Origin of the sequence: Bosea vaviloviae (assembly GCF_001741865.1) — a bacterium.
In the GTDB taxonomy this organism is placed as follows: domain Bacteria; phylum Pseudomonadota; class Alphaproteobacteria; order Rhizobiales; family Beijerinckiaceae; genus Allobosea; species Allobosea vaviloviae.
Map to the genome: position 1 here is coordinate 536307 of NZ_CP017147.1, position 16596 is coordinate 552902.

Sequence of the window (16596 nt, forward strand, 5' to 3'; positions counted from 1 at the left end):
CCGGTTTGGATCGAGAGGCGGGATAAGGTGGTGGTGGCAGGCCAAGCACGCATGCAGGAGAGACAGCTTGCGGCAGGCTGCGCGCAGCAGTCCCCCGTAGCGGCTCGGCCTCGTCGCGGAGCACCGGCTTGAGCGCCGCCACCCGCCCGAGTTTTGGCCGTCTCGCGCTCAACGGAGCCGCCTGCCTCTCGCTCGGCTTCATCCTGCTGCCGCTGATCTTCGTCACCTGGCTCGCCTTCTTCCGGCAGGAGATTCCCTCCTTCCCGCCCGAGGGCTATTCGCTGAAATGGTTCTCCGCCGCAGCCAATAACAAGCCTTTCATTGACGGCTTCATCCTCAGCCTCCAGGTCGGCGTCCTGGCGACATTGATCGGGCTGGCGCTGGGCGTGCCCGCGAGCCTGGCGCTGGTGCGCCACCGCATCACACTCGGCCCCGCCGTCAACACGCTCCTGCTGCTGCCGCTGGTGATGCCCGGCATCGTGCTCGGCACCGCGCTTTATGTCTTCCAGATCGAGACCGAAATCGCCACGGGCCTGCCGGTGCTGGGCTCGCTCGGCGGCCTGATCGCCGCCCATACGCTCGTGGTTATTCCCTGGGTCGTCCGGCTCGTCACGGCAAGCCTCGCCGGCTTCGACCGCACCATCGAGGAGGCTGCGCAGAACCTCGGCGCCGGTCCGATCACCACCTTCTGGCGGGTCACCTTGCCCAGCATCAGGCCCGGCATCGTCGCAGCCGGATTGTTCGGCTTCGTCACCTCTTTCGGCAACCTCGAAATGAGCCTGTTTCTCGTTGGACCGGGGCGCACCACGCTGCCGATCGCGATCCTGCAATATCTGGAATGGAAGATCGATCCGACCGTGGCCGCGGCCTCGTTGATCCAGATCGTTCTGATCGCCGTGGCGATGGTCGTCACGGATCGTTACGTCAAGCTGAGCCGGGTGGTCTGAATCATATGGAGCCACTATCGATCCAGCACCTCCACAAATCCTATGGCGATCTCACCGTCGTCGACGACGTCACCATCGACATCGCCAGCGGCGAATTCCTCGTCCTGCTCGGCCCCTCCGGCTGCGGCAAGACCACGACCTTGCGCATGATCGCCGGTTTCGTGCCGCCCAGCTCAGGCAAGCTCACCATCGGCAAGCGCGAGGTCACGACGCTGCCGCCCTGGAAACGCAATTGCGGCCTGGTTTTCCAGAGCTACGCGCTGTTCCCGCATATGACGGTGGCGGAGAACGTCGCCTTCGGGCTGGAGATGCGCAAGGTCGCGCAGGCCGAGCGCGGCACGCGCGTCGCAGAGGCGCTGCGGCTCGTCCAGCTCACCGGCTTCGACGGACGCTATCCGCGCCAGCTCTCCGGCGGTCAGCAGCAGCGTGTCGCCCTGGCGCGCGCGCTCGCCATGGAGCCCGACGTGCTCCTGCTCGACGAACCGCTCTCCAATCTCGATGCCAAACTCCGGCAGGAGGTTCGCGTCGAGATCCGCGACCTGCAGCGCAAGCTCGGCCTCACCACCATCATGGTCACGCATGACCAGGAAGAGGCGCTGACCATGGCTGACCGGCTGGTCGTCATGGAAAGGGGCAAAGTCCGGCAGATCGGCACCCAGCGCGAGCTCTACGAGAAGCCCGCGGATCGTTTCGTCGCGGGTTTCATCGGGCGCAGCGCCTTCCTCGATGGCGAGATCGCCGGCGATGGCCGCTTCCGCACCAAGGGCGGGCTCGATATCGCCTGCGCTGCCGCGACCGGCATGGGTTCCGCCACGCTCGCCTTGCGGCCCGAGCGGATCGCCGTCGGCGGCGAAGCCCAGGGCTGCCCCAATCATTACGAAGCCAAGGTCGAGCACGCTTCCTATCTCGGCGCGCTGCTCGACATCCATGTCAGCCTGTCGGAGCATGACCGCATGCTGCTGCAGATCCCGAACCGGGCCGGCCTGGCCGAGCCCAAGCCGGGCGAGACCATCACGATCGGCTGGGCGCAGGATGCCGGGCTGGTCTATCCGCGCGAAGCCTGACCAAACAGGCAAAAACAGGGGACTTCAACCATGACCAAGATCGATAGGCGGACCGTTATCAAAGGCCTGACCGGCGCAGCGGCGCTGGCCCCGGCCATGAGCCACCACGCCTTTGCGCAAGCCGGCGGCAAGGTCGTGATCGGCACCTGGGGCGGCGACTATGCCCGCCTCCTGACCAAGAACATCGACGAGCCGATCCTGAAACCCAAAGGCATCGAGATTGTGCAGGACCAGGCGGGCGACGCTCCGCGCCGCGCCAAGATGACCGCTGAGAAGCGCCTGCCGCGCGGCACCGTCGATGTGCAGGGCCTCTCGGCCGCCAACATGTTCGAGATGAACGAGGCGGGCGTCGTGGAGCAGCTGGACTACTCCAAGATTCCCAACGCCAAGAATCTGCTGCCGACGATGAAGTACCCCTATGGCGTCGGGCACATTTATTCGGGCAACGTCGTCATCTACAACCCGAAGCTGATCACGCCCGCGCCGACCGGCTTCAAGGATTGGCTCAACCCGAAATGGGGCGACAAGATCGGCTTCATCGACATCCAGTACCAGTCGATCTTCATCGCGGCCTCAATGGCCGCGACCGGCGGCAAGGACATGAACGACCTCGACAAGGCCAAGGAGGTCCTGATGGCGGTGAAGAAGGCGGGCGGACGCGTCTACCCAACCAACGAGGCCTTCGCCGCCGCGATGAAAAACGAAGAGATCGGCATCAGCGCGATCTGGAAGGCACGCGTCGTGCAGTGGCAGAACGCCGGCATCCCCTGCGAGGCGGTCTCGCCCGTCGAGGGCATCCCGGCCTATGTCTCGGGCTTCGTCATCCAGAAGAACGCGCCCAACAAGGACAACGCCTACGCCTATTTGAACGCGATGCTGGAGAAGGCGCCCCAGGAGGCCTTCGCCGTCGACATGGGCTATAACGGCACCGTCACCGGCCTCAATGTCGCGCCCGATCTGCAGAAGCGCATCGGCTTCACCCCCGAGGAAGAGAAGCGCCTCAAGGATCTCGACTACGCCTTCCTCGCCAAGAACGATTCCGCCATGAAGGAGTGGTGGGACAAGGTCTTCAAGGCGTGAGCACTGCTGCTCCCGAAGCCGTCGCGGGCGCCCGCACCGGCCTTGCCGGCGCGCTTGTCGTGCCGGCGACCATCTTCGTCGCGATCGGGCTCTTGGGCCCGATCGCGATCCTGTTCCGCTATTCGCTGAACCAGTTCATCCCCGGCCAGTTCATGGTCGATGGGCTGACGATCGCGAACTACGTCAAGTTCTTCACCGACAGCTATTACCTCAACGTGCTGCTGCGCACGGTGCGCGTCGCCGTGATCTGTACGGTCGCCTGCCTGATCATGGGCTTCCCGCTGGCCTATGTGCTGGCGCGCATGGAAAGCCGCTTCAAGAACCTGCTGATCATGCTCGTCGTGCTGCCGCTCTTCGTCGGCAATGCGGTGCGCGCGGCTGGCTGGATGACCGCCTTCGGCAGCAAGGGCGCGCTCAACGCCTCGCTGATGGGGCTGGGTCTGATCAACCATCCCCTTGAGATCATGTTCACCGAAAACGCCGTGCTGATCGGCATCGTCGCGGTCAACCTGCCCTTCATGGTGCTGACGCTGCAGAGCGTGATCGAGGGCATTCCCCGCAATGTCGAGGAAGCCGCCTTCAGCCTTGGCGCCGGCCCCGCCGCGATGTTTCGCCGCGTGCTCTGGCCGCTCGCCCTGCCCGGCATCCTGGCCGGCACGATCCTGACCTTCATCCTGGCGATGAACGCCTATGCCACGCCGGTGCTGCTCGGCGGGCCGAAATTCCAGATGATGGGCCCGCTGGTCTATGGCCAGTTCGCGCAGCAGAACAACTGGCCCTTCGGCGGCGCGATCTCCTTCATCCTGATGACCGCCACGATCGTGCTGACGGTCGCAGCTCATCTCATCGTGCAGCGGCGCTATCGCTGAGGCGGCTGGCCAAGCGATCTGCGGCGCACTAAGTGTCGCCTATGAACCTGTCCGCCTCTCTCGTTCCCGTCGCCGTCGGCGCTGTTGCGATCGTCCTGTTGCTCGGGTTGGCCAACATGCTGCGCGGCGGCAGCCCCAGCACGTCGCAGAACCTGATGCGGCTCAGGGTGGTCCTGCAGTTCATCGCGATCCTCGTCATCCTCGGCATCATGTGGTGGCGCAGCGGCTGACGCAGGCACTGAGCCTGACGCTGTCCCCCGCTTTGTTTGCCTTTTTCTAAGCGATTGATTTTACGGCGCTTCGTCTCGGCAGGCGCGGCTCAGACATGGCAAATGCCGCAATCCCGCCATATTCCAGACACGAGTCTCTGCGCTTCACTAACGCTGTTCCGCCGACAACAAGAAAAGTCTCCTATGGTTCGCGTTGCATTGCTGGTCCTCGCCGGAATGATGGCCGCCGCCCCCGCTTGGGCGCAGTCGCAGCCTCTCCCGGCCGGCGTTTCCAACTACGCTCCGGCGACCGAGACACCCCCGCTCTCATGGGAAGCGCGCATCGGCGCCGCCGCCGCCAATCCGGGCGGACGCGAAAGCGGCCTGCTCAACTTCAGCGGCGAGGTGGTCACCCCGCGCGTCGCGACCTTGAACGACCGCTTCTCCGCTGCCTTCGTGCCGCGCTTCCATCTCGGTTCGAGCGTCAATTTCAACGGCACGCGCTATGCCTATGCCGGCGCGACCTGGACCGTCGACCTGACCAAGGCGGTCTTCGTCGAGGCCAGCCTGGGCGCCGCCCTCAATGACGGCAAGACCGGCGCCGTCGTTCCCGAGAACCGCCTCAATGTCGGCTGCAACAGCGGCTCGCGCGAAGCCGCCGCGCTCGGCTTCAGGCTCAACGACCGCTGGAGCCTGGTCGCGACGCTGGAGCATTTCAGCACGGCCGGCTGCTCCGACCGCGACAAGCCGCGCGGCCCGGCCAATTTCGGCGCCAAGCTCGGCTATACCTTCTGAGAACAGGCGGGAGCATTGCTGCGAAAAAGTGGGCACCGGTTTTTCGCAAGAGCAATGCTCTGAACTCCTGGAATCGATCACGTTTTTCACATTCGGACGGTTCCGTCCGAATGCGACGTGATCTAACGGCGCGCAGGCCCTTTCGCTCGATCAGCGCCGCGCTATAACGCCTCGATGGTCAAGCTCAACCGCATCTACACCCGCACCGGCGACGACGGCACGACGGGGCTCACCACCGGGCCGCGCCGGCTGAAATTCGATCTGCGGGTCGCAGCCTATGGCACGGTGGACGAGACCAATGCCTGCATCGGCATGGCCCGGCTGCATGCGGCAACCGAGGATGCCGATGTCGACGCCATGCTCGGCCGCATCAGCAACGACCTGTTCGACCTCGGAGCCGACCTCTCGACCCCCGACACCGGCGCGAAACTGGCCTTCGAGCCGCTGCGCATCGCGCAGGTTCAGGTCGACCGGGTCGAGGCCGAGATCGACCAGCTCAACGCCACCCTGGAGCCATTGCGCTCCTTCGTCCTGCCTGGCGGCACGCCAGCCGCCACTCATCTCCACCTCGCGCGCACGGTGAGCCGCCGCGCCGAGCGATTGATGGTTGAATTGGCCCAGACCGAAGGCGAAGCCGTCGCCGGCCCCGCCCTGAAATACATCAACCGCCTCTCCGATTTCCTCTTCGTCGCCTCCCGCTTCCTCAATGCCAAGGCGCAGGGCGACGTGCTCTGGGTGCCGGGCCAGAATCGTTAGAGGCACGATGCGAAAAAGTGGAAGCCGGTTCTTCATAAGAATCCCGCTGCGACATTTGACAGGACGCATCGATGTTCGTGCCGCTGCATGATGGCGTCCCGCTGCGCTTCATGCGCGCGCCCTATGTCACCTATGGCCTGGTCGGGACCTGCATGGGCCTCTTCCTGCTGATGTGGCTGCGCGAAAGCGATTCCGACCAGATCGCGGTCGCAGCCGGCTTCGGGCTGATCCCATCCGTGTTGTTCGGCACGGCGCAACTGCCCACCGATCTGCTGCAGGCCCCGGTCTGGCTGACTTTGTTCAGCAACATCCTGCTGCATGCGAGCTTCGCCCATCTCGGCGGCAACATGCTGTTCCTCTGGGTCTTCGGCGACAATGTCGAGGATGCCATGGGGCATCTGCGCTTCCTGCTGTTCTTCTTCGTCTGCGGGCTTGCCGGCTCGCTGACACACGCCTTGATGAACCCCGGCTCGGACCAACCATTGATCGGCGCATCCGGCGCGATCTCGGGCGTGATCGCCTCCTATCTGATGCTCTATCCGCGCGTCCGGATCTGGGGCCTGGCTTTCAACTGGATCCCGCTGCACATCACGGCGCTCTACGCGCTCAGCGGCTGGATCCTGTTTCAGTTCGTCTCGGCCATTCTCGATCCGCAAGGCCATGTCGGCTGGTGGGCCCATCTCGGCGGGCTCGGTGCCGGTGCGGCACTGACGCCGATCTTCATCCATCGCGGCGTGACGCTGTTCGGCCGCCCGGCACGCAAGTGAAGACGGCTCTCGCACGCCCCGCCTGCGGCGTTGACAAGCGCAAACGGGCGTCGTTACGGTCCCTCCGCATTCCAGCCGAGAGCCGCGATGCCGCCTTCCCGCCGATTGACGCGGCGCGGCCCCGCAACTGACCTCTCCCGAACGGTGATTTGACGATGAAGATCCTTGTGCCCGTGAAGCGGGTGGTTGACTACAACGTGAAGATCCGCGTGAAGGCGGACGGCTCGGGCGTCGAGCTTGCCAATGTGAAAATGTCGATGAATCCCTTCGACGAGATCGCGGTCGAAGAGGCGTTGCGGCTGCGCGAAGCCGGCAAGGCGACCGAGGTCGTCGTGGTCTCGATCGGTCCAGCCCAAGCCGCCGAGACGATCCGCACGGGCTTAGCCATGGGCGCCGATCGCGGCATCCTGGTCAAGGTCGACGGCGTGGTCGAGCCGCTGGCGGTGGCCAAGCTCCTGAAGAAGCTGGTCGAGCAGGAGAGCCCGCAGCTCGTCATCCTCGGCAAGCAGGCGATCGACGACGATTGCAACCAGACCGGCCAGATGCTGGCGGCCCTGCTGGGCTGGCCCCAGGGCACCTTCGCCTCGAAGGTCGCGCTGTCCGACAGCGCGGTCGATGTCACCCGCGAGGTCGATGGCGGCCTGCAGACGGTTTCGCTCAAGCTGCCGGCGATCGTCACCACCGACCTTCGCCTGAACGAGCCGCGCTACGCCTCGCTGCCCAACATCATGAAGGCCAAGAAGAAGCCGCTTGACGAGACCTCGGCCGAGGCGCTCGGCGTCGATGTGAGCCCCCGTCTCAAGGTGCTGAACACACGCGAACCGGCGGGCCGCTCAGCCGGCGTCAAGGTCGGCTCCGTCGCCGAACTGGTTTCCAAGCTCAAGAACGAAGCGGGAGTGCTGTGATGGCCACGCTGCTGATTGCAGAACACGACAACGCCACCATCAAGGACGCGACCGCCAAGGCGCTGACCGCGGCCAAGGCGCTGGGCGCCCCCGTCCATATCCTCGTCGCCGGTGAAGGCGCCAAGGGCGCGGCCGATGCGGCAGCCAAGCTCGACGGCGTCGAGAAGGTGCTCCTGGCCGATGCCGCGATCTACGGCCACGGCCTTGCCGAGCCGCTCGCCGCGCTCGTCGCCAAGCTCGCCGAGGGCTATGACGCCGTCGTCGCGCCTTCGACGACCGGTGGCAAGAATGTGCTGCCCCGCGTCGCTGCCTTGCTCGACGTGATGCAGATCTCGGATGTGATGAAGATCGTCTCGCCCGACACGTTTGAGCGCCCGGTCTATGCCGGCAACGCCATCCAGACCGTGCAGTCGGCCGAGGCCAAGAAGCTGATGACGATCCGCACCGCCTCCTTCCAGGCGACGGGCGAAGGCGGCTCGGCCAGCGTCGAGACCATCTCCGCCGTGGGCGATCCCGGCGTTTCCAGCTTCAAGGGCGAGGAGGTCGCCAAATCCGATCGCCCCGAGCTCGCCTCGGCCAAGATCATCGTCTCCGGCGGGCGCGCGCTCGCGTCGGCCGAGAACTTCGCCAAGGTGATCGAGCCAGTCGCCGACAGGCTGGGCGCGGCCATGGGCGCCTCGCGCGCCGCGGTCGATGCCGGCTACGCCCCCAATGACTGGCAGGTCGGCCAGACCGGCAAGGTCGTGGCGCCCGACCTCTATGTCGCGGTCGGCATCTCCGGCGCGATCCAGCATCTCGCCGGCATGAAGGATAGCAAGGTCATCGTCGCCATCAACAAGGACGAGGAGGCGCCGATCTTCCAGATCGCCGATTACGGCCTGGTTGGCGATCTCTTCACGATCATGCCAGAGCTTGAAGCCGAGCTCGCCAAAATCGGCAAATAGCAAGCGCGGCAAGCCGATTGATCGAGTAGATTGACAAGGAAGCCGGCGACCAGGCTGGCGCCGGCCAACACATGACAACCGGGCTGCCGCGCAAGGCGGCCCGCACCGGCTTCCAAAGTGGAAGCGGTGCCACCAAAGATGGATCAGACCATGTCGGACAGGGCGATCAGGACGATCGGCATCATCGGCGCAGGCCAGATGGGCAACGGCATCGCCCATGTCGCGGCCGTGGCCGGGTTCGAGGTCCGGCTGCACGATCTCGCCGAGGACCGGATCAAGGCGGCGCTCGCCACCATCGACGGCAACATGGCGCGCCAGGTCGCCAAGGGTGCGATCGGTGACGAGATTCGCCGCGACGCCATGGCCAAGATCCTCGCCGCGCCGCAACTGTCGGGGCTCGGCGATTGCGACCTCATCATCGAGGCCGCGACCGAGAGCGAGGAAACCAAGCGCAAGATCTTCACCGCCGTCTGCCAGCATATCAAGCCGGAGACGATGCTGGCCTCCAACACCTCCTCGATCTCGATCACGCGGCTGGCGGCGGCGACGGACCGGCCCGAGCGCTTCATCGGCATCCATTTCATGAACCCCGTGCCGCTGATGCAGCTCGTCGAGCTGATTCGCGGCATCGCCACCGACGACGAGACCTTCGAACTCGCCAAGGAGTTCGTCGGCAAGCTGCATAAGACCGTCTCAGTCTCGGAGGATTTCCCGGCCTTCATCGTCAACCGCATCCTGCTGCCGATGATCAACGAGGCCGTCTACACGCTCTATGAGGGCGTCGGCTCGGTCGACGCGATCGACACCGCGATGAAGCTCGGGGCGAATCACCCGATGGGCCCGCTCCAGCTTGCCGATTTCATCGGCCTCGACACCTGCCTGTCGGTGATGCAGGTGCTGCATGACGGGCTTGCCGACTCGAAATATCGCCCCTGCCCGCTGCTGGTGAAATATGTCGAGGCCGGCTGGCTCGGCCGCAAGACCAAGCGCGGCTTCTACGATTATCGCGGCGAGAAGCCGGTTCCGACAAGATAGTGCGAATGGCGAATAGCTAATGGGTATCCCACTCGCAATTCGCCACTTGCCATTCGCCCCGGCTCTTCACATTCCTGTCGTCTCGCGCTTACATTGATCAGTGGCGGGATTCGTCCCGTTCCGATTAGCGGAGGTGCGGCGGGTTTGACGGCGCATGTGATGCATCCGATGGCGTCGCCGGACGGTTGTCCGGCACTCGTGCTCAATGCCGATTTCCGGCCTCTGAGCTACTATCCCCTATCGCTGTGGAGCTGGCAGGACGCGATCAAGGCGGTCTTCATGGACCGCGTCAACATCGTCTCCGAATACGATACCGTGGTGCGCAGCCCGAGCTTCAACATGAAGCTGCCCTCGGTCGTCTCGCTGAAGACCTATATCAAGCCGTCGCGGACGCCGGCCTTCACGCGCTTCAACGTATTCCTGCGCGACCGCTTCTCCTGCCAGTACTGCACCTCGCGCGAGGATCTGACCTTCGACCATGTCGTGCCGCGCTCCAGAGGCGGCCTTACCACCTGGGAGAACGTCGTCGCGGCCTGCTCGCCCTGCAATCTGCGCAAGGGTGACAAGATGCCAGCGGCGATCGAGATGTTCCCGACACAGAAGCCCTACGCACCGACGGTCAATGATTTGCACCGCAACGGCAAGCTCTTCCCGCCGAATTACCTGCATGAGAGCTGGCTGGATTATCTCTATTGGGATTCCGAGCTGGAGCCGTGAGCCGGCTTGACGGCTGGCCGGGCAACGTCTTGTATCCACGGCATAATCAGGCGCGCGGACGCCGCTGATCAAGCCGAGGATGACGATGACCAATACCGCTCTGGACCAGTGGCTCGATCAGCACCATGCGGAACTGACCGCGATCAGGCGCGATATCCATGCCCATCCGGAGCTTGGCCTGGAGGAGCATCGCACCTCCGCCCTGGTCGCAGCCAAGCTGCGTGAATGGGGCGTGGAGGTCACCGAGGGCATCGGCGGCACCGGTGTCGTCGGCGTCATCCGGGGCCGCAGGGCCGGCCAGCGCGCCGTCGGCCTGCGCGCCGACATGGACTGCCTCGCGCTGAACGAGGAGACCGGCCTCCCCTATGCTTCGCAATATCCCGGCAAGATGCATGCTTGCGGCCATGACGGCCACACCACGATGCTGCTGGGCGCGGCCGGCTATCTCGCCGCCCATCCCGATTTCGGTGGCACGCTGCACCTGATCTTCCAGCCGGCCGAGGAAGGCCGTGGCGGGGCGGTTGCGATGCTGAAGGACGGGCTGTTCGAGCGCTTTCCCTGCGACGCGATCTACGGCCTGCACAACACGCCGGGCATGCCGGTTGCGCATTTCGGCACCTGCAACGGCCCGATGCTGGCCGCGGCCGACAGCTGGGCCGTGACCTTCCGCGGCGTCGGCGGTCATGGCGGCTCGCAGCCGCATCTCTCCACCGACATCACCTATGCCCAGGCCCATTTCGTGCTCGGCCTGCAGGGTATCGTCGGCCGCAACGTCCCGCCGCTCGACACCGCCGTGATCAGCGTCGGCTATATCCATTCCGGCTCGACGGAAGCCTCCAATGTGGTTCCGTCGGAACTGAGAATCGGCGGCACGGCCCGCAGCTATTCGCCCGAGATCCGCGCCTTGATAGAGCGCCGCATCGCCGAGATCGCCGAGGCCACCGCGCAGGCCTGGGGCTGCACCGCCGAGGCCTCCTATCATCGCGGACCGCGCGCTTTGCTCAACCAGCCCGATCAGGTCGCGGTCGCGGTCGCGGCGGCGACCAGTTCGGTCGGAGCGGCCAATGTGAATGGCGCGATCAGGCCCGGCACCGGCGGCGAGGACTTCGCCGAGATGATGGAGGTCAAGCCCGGCGCCTTCATGCGGATCGGCAATGGCGTCGCCGCGGACGGCTCCTTCGCCGGATTGCATACGCCGCGCTATGATTTCAACGACGCCATCATCCCCGACGGCGTTCGCTACTGGGTCAACGTCGTCAGCGAAGAACTCGGCCAGGGTTGGCAGGCCGCAGCCGCCTGAGCGAAGAACCTTGCAAGGAGCGCCTCAGGCGCTCCTTGCCCGGGCCAGCCCGAACAGGGCCGCGACCAGCAGCACGAGCGAAGCCAGCGCGTTCCAGCCGGCCAGCGACAGGCCCAGGAAGCGCCAGGCGGCTTCAGTGCAGGAGACGACTTTCACCGTCTGCAGCTGCTTGATGAAGTCCTGCACGCCGGCAACGGTCGGCGCAGCGCCGGCGCAATCGGTGGGGCCGGCAAACCAGCCCCATTCGACGCCGGCATGGTGGAAACCGAGCCAGCTGCTCCACGCCATCAAGCCGGCGAGCCCGAGCAGCACCAGCCATTGCAGCCGAAGCGAGCGCGCCAGCACCAGCCCCGCAGTGGCAAGCCCGATCGCAGCGTAATGCGGCAGGCGCTGCTCGAGGCAGAGCTTGCAGGGCTGCAGGCCCAGGACCAGCTCGAAGAACCAGGCGCCTGCGATCAAGGCGAGGCAGCCGAGCCCGATCAGCAGAATCACGCGAACCGGAGAGAGCGAGCTGACGGCGCTGGGTCGGTCGAGGGTCGAACTTGTCATGGCAAGGCGCTCAGCAGGAGAGAAGCTGCCCCGAACCTGCAACCAGCTTGAGGCCGAAATAAAGCGCAATCAGCAATGCAGCCGCGACGACGGCGATCACTTTCAAGCGACGTTCGATGAAATGGCGGATCGTCTCGCCGAAACGGCGCAGCAGGAAGGCGAGCGCAAAGAAGCGCGCGCCGCGCGCCAGCACGCAGGACAGGATGAAGAAGCCAAGGCCGATATGCACCGCTCCGGCCAGGATCGTCACCACCTTGATCGGCGGCAGATGCGTCAGCCCCGAGGTCGTCAGCAGGATCAGCGTGGTGTCGGGCCCGGCGCAGGCGCGCAGGGTCTCGAAAGCGCCGAGCTTGCCGTAGAAGGCGAGCACCGGCCGCGCCAGCGCTTCAAAGGCGTAATAGCCGATCGCATAGCCTGCAATGCCGCCGAGCACGGAGAAAACCGTCGCAACCAGGGCCAATCGATAGGCCCGGGCCGGCCGCGCCAGCGCCATCGGCACGAACAGCACGTCGGCGGGGATCAGGAAGAACGAACTCTCGATGAAGGCGACCACGGCGAGCCAGAGCTCGGCACGCGGCCGGGCGGCGAGGGACATGGTCCATTCATAGAGGCGCTTGATCATGGCGGGTTTAGTAGTGTGGCGCCGTTCACTCGTCCATGCGTTTGCGCAAGCTGATATGCAATTTCATGCAGTGCGGCAGATGCATTGACCGCGCGCGTTCGATCGCTATAGTCCCGCCCGCCTGCAAGGGCCCCTGTGGCGGAATTGGTAGACGCGCTCGACTCAAAATCGAGTTCCGCAAGGAGTGCTGGTTCGATTCCGGCCAGGGGCACCACAGCTTTTTCAGCCATTCTCATGCCTTCTAACATTTTGAAGGGGCATGGAGATTTTGGCGGTTCGATCGCCTTCTTCGCGCACGTGGGTTGCCGCTCCGCAAAATACGAGTTTGAGCATCGCACAGCGGTCTTCGATGCGTGGCGAATGCCAAAGCCTGCAAGGGCTTGCGAGGAAGTCGAAGGCGGATCGATAAGTTTTCGGCGAAGGCCGGATGCCGCGCCGGAACCGACCGCCCGTCAAGCCGAACTGCCGAACGATATGGACAGCCTCATGCGGCAGACGGATCTTGCCCCCATCTGGGCCGTAGGCAAAAACGTCGGATAAAAGGCCGCAGGAAGCCGATATATCGTCCACTGCGGAAAGAGGATCGATGTGACATTACCGATCTGCATGACCTTCGAATCCTCCTTTCCGCATGCTGTGTAACCGATCTCTCCCTTCAGTCTGTCAGGAGGCGGTCCATTGCAGAAAGCGGCAGGACGAGACGGTTTTGCGTTCCGGACAACCGCCGGAACCCGAACCCTTCATAGAAACCCGCCGCTTTTTCGTCCTTCGCATCGACGATCATGCCGAGGATACCGATTTGCTGCGCCGCTGCGCGGGTTGTCTTGAAGGCGTGGACGATCAGCGCATCCCCGTAGCCTTGCCCCTGCCATTGCCTGTCAACGGCGAGGCGTCCGAGCAGCAGGAACGGGATTTCCCACTTTTGCGTCGGGGAGGCATGGTGGTGAAGCGAATGACGATCTTCCGTACCTACACCCCTTGATTGGCCGGTACGGGAGAACGGCATCCTAGATTCTTCTGGAATTTTTACCAAATATTGGTATATTTTGGTACAGAAGGAAATGCATCATGGCCCGCAACACGTCTATTTCCCTTGGCGATCATTTCGCCCGCTTCATTGACACGCAAGTCGAGGAAGGCCGCTACGGGTCGGCCAGCGATGTCGTGCGCGCAGGATTGCGACTGCTCGAAGAGCATGAGGCCAAGGTCAGGGCGTTGCAAAATGCCCTAATCGCCGGAGAAGAATCCGGCGCGCCGCGCCCGTTCGACAACGACGCGTTCCTGCAAAAGATGCGGGAACGGCATGTCCGGTAGGCGCGGTGGGTACTGGCTTTCCCCACTCGCGGAAGCCGATCTTGAAGAAATCTGGCTTTACAGTTTCAGGGAATGGTCAGCCGATCAGGCGGATAAATACCACAACGATATCGTCTCGGCTTTTGACGGGATCGCGGCGGGCACGAAAAAGGGCCGTCCCGTCGACATCCGCGAAGGCTACTTCAAATATGCCGTCGGCTCGCATGTCTTCTATTATAAGCAGGTGGATACCGGCGAGATCATCATTATCCGCATCCTCCACCAGCGCATGGACGCCAACCGGCACCTTTGACGAGCCGTGACGGGGCAGTGACGGGTGCCCTGTATGCCGCGCGGTCGGCTGCGCAACCCTGACCAGCTACGCCGCCCACGCTGGCGGCGCGCCTGCCGATAGACGGGACATCATGACCGCAATTCCCGAAGAATGGTCAGGATATCGGCGTCGTCATCATCTTCTTGCAAGCGCGGGGCGGGCAGTGTCCGCGATCCGTGTTTGATCCAGTCATATTTGTCCGGCTCGTCGTTGACGTCGCGGAGCAGGCCGGACGTTTCGCGCCGTTCCCAGAAGTTGGGCATATCGACGACGAAGTAGCCCTGATCGCGGGATTCCAGCAGGGCGGATTCAACGCCGGTGGCGATGCGGACATCTTCCACCTGCAAAAGCGGGCGCGGCTGTTCGGACAAATTGTCGCCCGAGCCATTGACCTGATTCATGTTGACGTTGAAACCGCGCACCATCACCGAAATCTTGCCGGAACGGTGCTCGATATCGCGCAGCCTGTAGTTGTCGGGCCGCGATAGAGCATATGCCCGCGGCCTTCTTCCAGATACGCGCCGTCTCACGGTGACGGCGGCTTCGGCCGCGCCAACGATGTGTCCTTTAAAACCTGCTCCCAATCGGCTAATTCGTCGAAAAGCCGGTTCGCTTCTTTTCCTCGAAGTGCACCACAGCCGGCTTTCCAGGCCGGAGCGACCTTGCGCATCCTTCTGATCAATCCGAACACGATGCCGGAGATGACCGATCTGGTCGTTCGCGTCGTCACGCCGCATCTGCCGGCCGGCGTCTCCCTGAAAGCCGCCACCGGGCGCTTTGGAGCGCAGTACATCGCCAGCCGCAGCGCCGGCGCAATCGCCGCCCATGCCGCGCTCGAGGCCTATGCCGAGCATGGCGAGGGCTGCGATGCAGTCTATCTCGCCTGCTTCGGCGATCCCGGCCTGTTCGCGCTGAAGGAGCTGGCGCCCATACCCGTCATCGGCATGGCCGAGGCGAGCTGCAAGGCCGCCGCGCAAAAGGCCGGTCGCTTCTCGATCGTCACCGGCGGTGAGCGTTGGGGGCCGATCCTGCACGAATTCGTCGCGATGCTGGGGCTCGGCGAGCGCCTCGCCGCCGTCGAGACCGTCGCCCCGACAGGAGCCGACATCGCGCGCGACCCGGACGGTTCGATCGCGCTCCTCGCGGCGGCCTGCCGCAAGACCGCGCAGCGCGACGGCGCCGGTGCGGTCATTCTCGGCGGAGCGGGGCTCGCCGGGTTGGCCGCGCGCGTCCAGCCCCTCGTCGACATTCCCGTTTTCTGCTCGGTCGAGACCGGCATCGCCGCCGTGCTCGCGGCGATGCGGGAGCCATCGGCCAAGCCCGAGAGCGGCGATCTGGCGTTCCCGCCGCCGGTCGGCAGCAAGGGGCTATCGGAGCGGCTGGCGGCCCTGCTGCTCAAGCCTTGAGCCAGGACTGAGCGACCTTACGCTCAGCCCTTTCCAGCCAGCGAGATGCCGTTCTGCGAGGCGATCCAGTCCGACAGCATCGGCACGTAATCCTCGCCCTTCCCTGCCGCGACGGCCGATGCAAAGGCGTTCTTCACGGCATTGCCAACCGGGTTGGGCACGCCTGCCGCATTCGCGACGCTCTCGAGATAGCGAACATCCTTCAGCGCGTTGACCAGCGTGAACTTGTGGGCGTCGCGGTCGCGCTCCAGCACATACTGCATGAAGGTCTGGTAGAAGCCGCAATCCATCCGGCTGCCGCGCAAAACGCTGTCGAAAGTCTGCGGCGTGATGCCGATCTTCTGCGCCAGCGTCAGCGCCTCCGAATAGATCGCGGCATAGCCCATCGAGAGGAAGTTGTTGAGCAGCTTCATCTTGTGGCCGTCGCCGACCGGGCCGAGATGAACGACCTTTTGCGCCCAGGCCTCACAGGCCGGCTTGATCCGCGCGAACACCTCAGGCGCGGCGCCGACCATCGCCGAGAGCTGTCCGAGCGCCGCTTGGGCCGGCGTGCCGCCGAGCGGCGCATCCGCGAGATGCAGGCCCTTCGCTTCCAGCTCGGCCGCGAGCCGGACCGTGACGCCCGGATCGGAGGTCGAGCAATCGACGATCACGGTCCCGGGCCTGGCTCCGGCCGCGATGCCATCGGGGCCGTTCACCACGGCCTCGACCTGGGCCGAGCCCGTGACGCACAGGAAGATGATCGTCGCGTTCTCGGCCAGTTCCTTCGGCGTCCTCGCCTCCTTCGCGCCGGCCGCGACCAGCGCCTCCACCGGCTTGCGGTTGCGGTGGCCCATAACGGTCAGCGGGAAGCCCTTATCCACCAGATTGCGGGCCATGCCCTGGCCCATCAGGCCGACGCCGATGAAACCGATGGACTCTTTGCTTGCGCTCATCTTCAATTTCTCCTGTTTCTATGAGAGTGACATGATCGAGTGACGGAATGGCCGGGCCCGGGACAGGCT

The 16596-nt window shown here is 64.6% G+C and carries 21 protein-coding genes and 1 tRNA gene; 17 read left to right on the forward strand and 5 right to left on the reverse strand.

All coding sequences use genetic code 11. From position 1 onward, the window contains the following. The first annotated feature begins 128 nt into the window (after nucleotides 1-128). The 13 genes from BHK69_RS02515 to BHK69_RS02575 all read left to right on the forward strand — a co-directional run bounded on the left by BHK69_RS02515 (nucleotide 129) and on the right by BHK69_RS02575 (nucleotide 11388). The gene (locus BHK69_RS02515; RefSeq protein ID WP_083269079.1) at nucleotides 129-947 is read left to right on the forward strand and encodes an ABC transporter permease; all 819 of its coding nucleotides are present in this window, start codon (nucleotides 129-131) and stop codon (nucleotides 945-947) included. A gap of 5 nt (nucleotides 948-952) precedes the next feature. Then, nucleotides 953-2011 carry an ABC transporter ATP-binding protein gene (locus BHK69_RS02520; protein ID WP_069688736.1) on the forward strand — a complete coding sequence of 353 codons (1059 nt, stop codon included), beginning with the start codon at nucleotides 953-955 and terminating at the stop codon, nucleotides 2009-2011. Nucleotides 2012-2041: 30 nt separating this feature from the next. Further along, a complete protein-coding gene (locus BHK69_RS02525; RefSeq protein WP_069688737.1) occupies nucleotides 2042-3091 on the forward strand; it encodes an ABC transporter substrate-binding protein in 1050 nt (349 codons plus the stop codon). Beyond that, nucleotides 3088-3960, forward strand: coding sequence for an ABC transporter permease (locus BHK69_RS02530; protein ID WP_069688738.1), 873 nt, complete (start codon nucleotides 3088-3090; stop codon nucleotides 3958-3960). Before BHK69_RS02525 ends, BHK69_RS02530 begins: the two co-directional genes overlap by 4 nt. A gap of 41 nt (nucleotides 3961-4001) precedes the next feature. After that, nucleotides 4002-4190, forward strand: coding sequence for a twin transmembrane helix small protein (locus tag BHK69_RS02535; RefSeq protein WP_069688739.1), 189 nt, complete (start codon nucleotides 4002-4004; stop codon nucleotides 4188-4190). A gap of 183 nt (nucleotides 4191-4373) precedes the next feature. Further along, nucleotides 4374-4964 (forward strand): acyloxyacyl hydrolase, encoded by a 591-nt coding sequence (locus BHK69_RS02540; RefSeq protein WP_069688740.1) that lies wholly within the window; start codon nucleotides 4374-4376, stop codon nucleotides 4962-4964. Nucleotides 4965-5138: 174 nt separating this feature from the next. After that, nucleotides 5139-5720 carry a cob(I)yrinic acid a,c-diamide adenosyltransferase gene (locus BHK69_RS02545; protein WP_069688741.1) on the forward strand — a complete coding sequence of 194 codons (582 nt, stop codon included), beginning with the start codon at nucleotides 5139-5141 and terminating at the stop codon, nucleotides 5718-5720. Between the two features lie 71 nt (nucleotides 5721-5791). Then, nucleotides 5792-6487, forward strand: coding sequence for a rhomboid family intramembrane serine protease (locus BHK69_RS02550; RefSeq protein WP_069688742.1), 696 nt, complete (start codon nucleotides 5792-5794; stop codon nucleotides 6485-6487). Between the two features lie 155 nt (nucleotides 6488-6642). Next, entirely contained in the window at nucleotides 6643-7392 is a 750-nt protein-coding gene (locus BHK69_RS02555) for an electron transfer flavoprotein subunit beta/FixA family protein (protein ID WP_069693312.1), read from the forward strand. Beyond that, the gene (locus BHK69_RS02560) at nucleotides 7392-8336 is read left to right on the forward strand and encodes an electron transfer flavoprotein subunit alpha/FixB family protein (RefSeq protein ID WP_069688743.1); all 945 of its coding nucleotides are present in this window, start codon (nucleotides 7392-7394) and stop codon (nucleotides 8334-8336) included. Before BHK69_RS02555 ends, BHK69_RS02560 begins: the two co-directional genes overlap by 1 nt. A 150-nt stretch (nucleotides 8337-8486) precedes the next feature. Then, nucleotides 8487-9371, forward strand: coding sequence for a 3-hydroxybutyryl-CoA dehydrogenase (locus BHK69_RS02565; protein ID WP_069693313.1), 885 nt, complete (start codon nucleotides 8487-8489; stop codon nucleotides 9369-9371). A 159-nt stretch (nucleotides 9372-9530) separates the two neighbouring features. Next, the gene (locus BHK69_RS02570; protein ID WP_069693314.1) at nucleotides 9531-10088 is read left to right on the forward strand and encodes an HNH endonuclease; all 558 of its coding nucleotides are present in this window, start codon (nucleotides 9531-9533) and stop codon (nucleotides 10086-10088) included. 85 nt (nucleotides 10089-10173) lie between these two features. After that, nucleotides 10174-11388: an amidohydrolase gene (locus BHK69_RS02575; RefSeq protein ID WP_069693315.1), complete on the forward strand. Its 1215-nt coding sequence runs from the start codon at nucleotides 10174-10176 to the stop codon at nucleotides 11386-11388. A gap of 24 nt (nucleotides 11389-11412) precedes the next feature. Here the strand turns inward: BHK69_RS02575 and BHK69_RS02580 are convergent, their stop codons facing one another. Both BHK69_RS02580 and BHK69_RS02585 read right to left on the reverse strand, forming a co-directional pair. Then, nucleotides 11413-11937, reverse strand: a complete 525-nt coding sequence (locus BHK69_RS02580; protein ID WP_069688744.1) for a disulfide bond formation protein B — start codon at nucleotides 11935-11937, stop codon at nucleotides 11413-11415. Between the two features lie 10 nt (nucleotides 11938-11947). Continuing rightward, nucleotides 11948-12559 carry a YqaA family protein gene (locus BHK69_RS02585; protein WP_069688745.1) on the reverse strand — a complete coding sequence of 204 codons (612 nt, stop codon included), beginning with the start codon at nucleotides 12557-12559 and terminating at the stop codon, nucleotides 11948-11950. 129 nt (nucleotides 12560-12688) lie between these two features. On the opposite strand from BHK69_RS02585, the gene BHK69_RS02590 reads away from it, so the two are divergent. Beyond that, nucleotides 12689-12773, forward strand: a tRNA-Leu gene (locus BHK69_RS02590). A 441-nt stretch (nucleotides 12774-13214) separates the two neighbouring features. On the opposite strand, the gene BHK69_RS02595 is transcribed toward BHK69_RS02590, so the two are convergent. Next, a complete protein-coding gene (locus BHK69_RS02595; RefSeq protein ID WP_083269082.1) occupies nucleotides 13215-13565 on the reverse strand; it encodes a GNAT family N-acetyltransferase in 351 nt (116 codons plus the stop codon). Between the two features lie 62 nt (nucleotides 13566-13627). Here BHK69_RS02595 and BHK69_RS02600 point away from each other — a divergent pair, with 62 nt between their 5' ends. Together BHK69_RS02600 and BHK69_RS02605 are read left to right on the forward strand one after the other, a co-directional pair. Then, nucleotides 13628-13873: a type II toxin-antitoxin system ParD family antitoxin gene (locus BHK69_RS02600; RefSeq protein ID WP_069688746.1), complete on the forward strand. Its 246-nt coding sequence runs from the start codon at nucleotides 13628-13630 to the stop codon at nucleotides 13871-13873. Next, nucleotides 13863-14165, forward strand: coding sequence for a type II toxin-antitoxin system RelE/ParE family toxin (locus BHK69_RS02605; protein WP_069688747.1), 303 nt, complete (start codon nucleotides 13863-13865; stop codon nucleotides 14163-14165). Before BHK69_RS02600 ends, BHK69_RS02605 begins: the two co-directional genes overlap by 11 nt. Nucleotides 14166-14275: 110 nt before the next feature. Here the strand turns inward: BHK69_RS02605 and BHK69_RS33015 are convergent, their stop codons facing one another. Then, entirely contained in the window at nucleotides 14276-14923 is a 648-nt protein-coding gene (locus BHK69_RS33015; protein ID WP_244548579.1) for a hypothetical protein, read from the reverse strand. Here BHK69_RS33015 and BHK69_RS02615 point away from each other — a divergent pair. Next, on the forward strand, nucleotides 14849-15592 hold the full coding sequence (locus BHK69_RS02615; protein WP_069688749.1) for an aspartate/glutamate racemase family protein: 744 nt from the start codon (nucleotides 14849-14851) through the stop codon (nucleotides 15590-15592). The two genes, BHK69_RS33015 and BHK69_RS02615, sit on opposite strands and share 75 nt — an antisense overlap. Before the next feature lie 23 nt (nucleotides 15593-15615). On the opposite strand, the gene BHK69_RS02620 is transcribed toward BHK69_RS02615, so the two are convergent. Continuing rightward, complete coding sequence (locus BHK69_RS02620) at nucleotides 15616-16527, reverse strand: NAD(P)-dependent oxidoreductase (protein ID WP_069688750.1); 912 nt, start codon at nucleotides 16525-16527, stop codon at nucleotides 15616-15618. Nucleotides 16528-16596 lie beyond the last annotated feature (69 nt).

Coding starts and splice junctions, on each gene's coding strand:
- BHK69_RS02520 (WP_069688736.1), top strand. CDS start 953: ATGGAGCCACTATCGATCCAGCACCTCCACAAATCCTATGGCGATCTC.
- BHK69_RS02525 (WP_069688737.1), top strand. CDS start 2,042: ATGACCAAGATCGATAGGCGGACCGTTATCAAAGGCCTGACCGGCGCA.
- BHK69_RS02535 (WP_069688739.1), top strand. CDS start 4,002: ATGAACCTGTCCGCCTCTCTCGTTCCCGTCGCCGTCGGCGCTGTTGCG.
- BHK69_RS02540 (WP_069688740.1), top strand. CDS start 4,374: ATGGTTCGCGTTGCATTGCTGGTCCTCGCCGGAATGATGGCCGCCGCC.
- BHK69_RS02545 (WP_069688741.1), top strand. CDS start 5,139: ATGGTCAAGCTCAACCGCATCTACACCCGCACCGGCGACGACGGCACG.
- BHK69_RS02550 (WP_069688742.1), top strand. CDS start 5,792: ATGTTCGTGCCGCTGCATGATGGCGTCCCGCTGCGCTTCATGCGCGCG.
- BHK69_RS02555 (WP_069693312.1), top strand. CDS start 6,643: ATGAAGATCCTTGTGCCCGTGAAGCGGGTGGTTGACTACAACGTGAAG.
- BHK69_RS02560 (WP_069688743.1), top strand. CDS start 7,392: ATGGCCACGCTGCTGATTGCAGAACACGACAACGCCACCATCAAGGAC.
- BHK69_RS02565 (WP_069693313.1), top strand. CDS start 8,487: ATGTCGGACAGGGCGATCAGGACGATCGGCATCATCGGCGCAGGCCAG.
- BHK69_RS02570 (WP_069693314.1), top strand. CDS start 9,531: ATGCATCCGATGGCGTCGCCGGACGGTTGTCCGGCACTCGTGCTCAAT.
- BHK69_RS02575 (WP_069693315.1), top strand. CDS start 10,174: ATGACCAATACCGCTCTGGACCAGTGGCTCGATCAGCACCATGCGGAA.
- BHK69_RS02580 (WP_069688744.1), bottom strand. CDS start 11,937: ATGACAAGTTCGACCCTCGACCGACCCAGCGCCGTCAGCTCGCTCTCT.
- BHK69_RS02585 (WP_069688745.1), bottom strand. CDS start 12,559: ATGATCAAGCGCCTCTATGAATGGACCATGTCCCTCGCCGCCCGGCCG.
- BHK69_RS02595 (WP_083269082.1), bottom strand. CDS start 13,565: ATGCCGTTCTCCCGTACCGGCCAATCAAGGGGTGTAGGTACGGAAGAT.
- BHK69_RS02600 (WP_069688746.1), top strand. CDS start 13,628: ATGGCCCGCAACACGTCTATTTCCCTTGGCGATCATTTCGCCCGCTTC.
- BHK69_RS02605 (WP_069688747.1), top strand. CDS start 13,863: ATGTCCGGTAGGCGCGGTGGGTACTGGCTTTCCCCACTCGCGGAAGCC.
- BHK69_RS33015 (WP_244548579.1), bottom strand. CDS start 14,923: ATGCGGCGTGACGACGCGAACGACCAGATCGGTCATCTCCGGCATCGT.
- BHK69_RS02620 (WP_069688750.1), bottom strand. CDS start 16,527: ATGAGCGCAAGCAAAGAGTCCATCGGTTTCATCGGCGTCGGCCTGATG.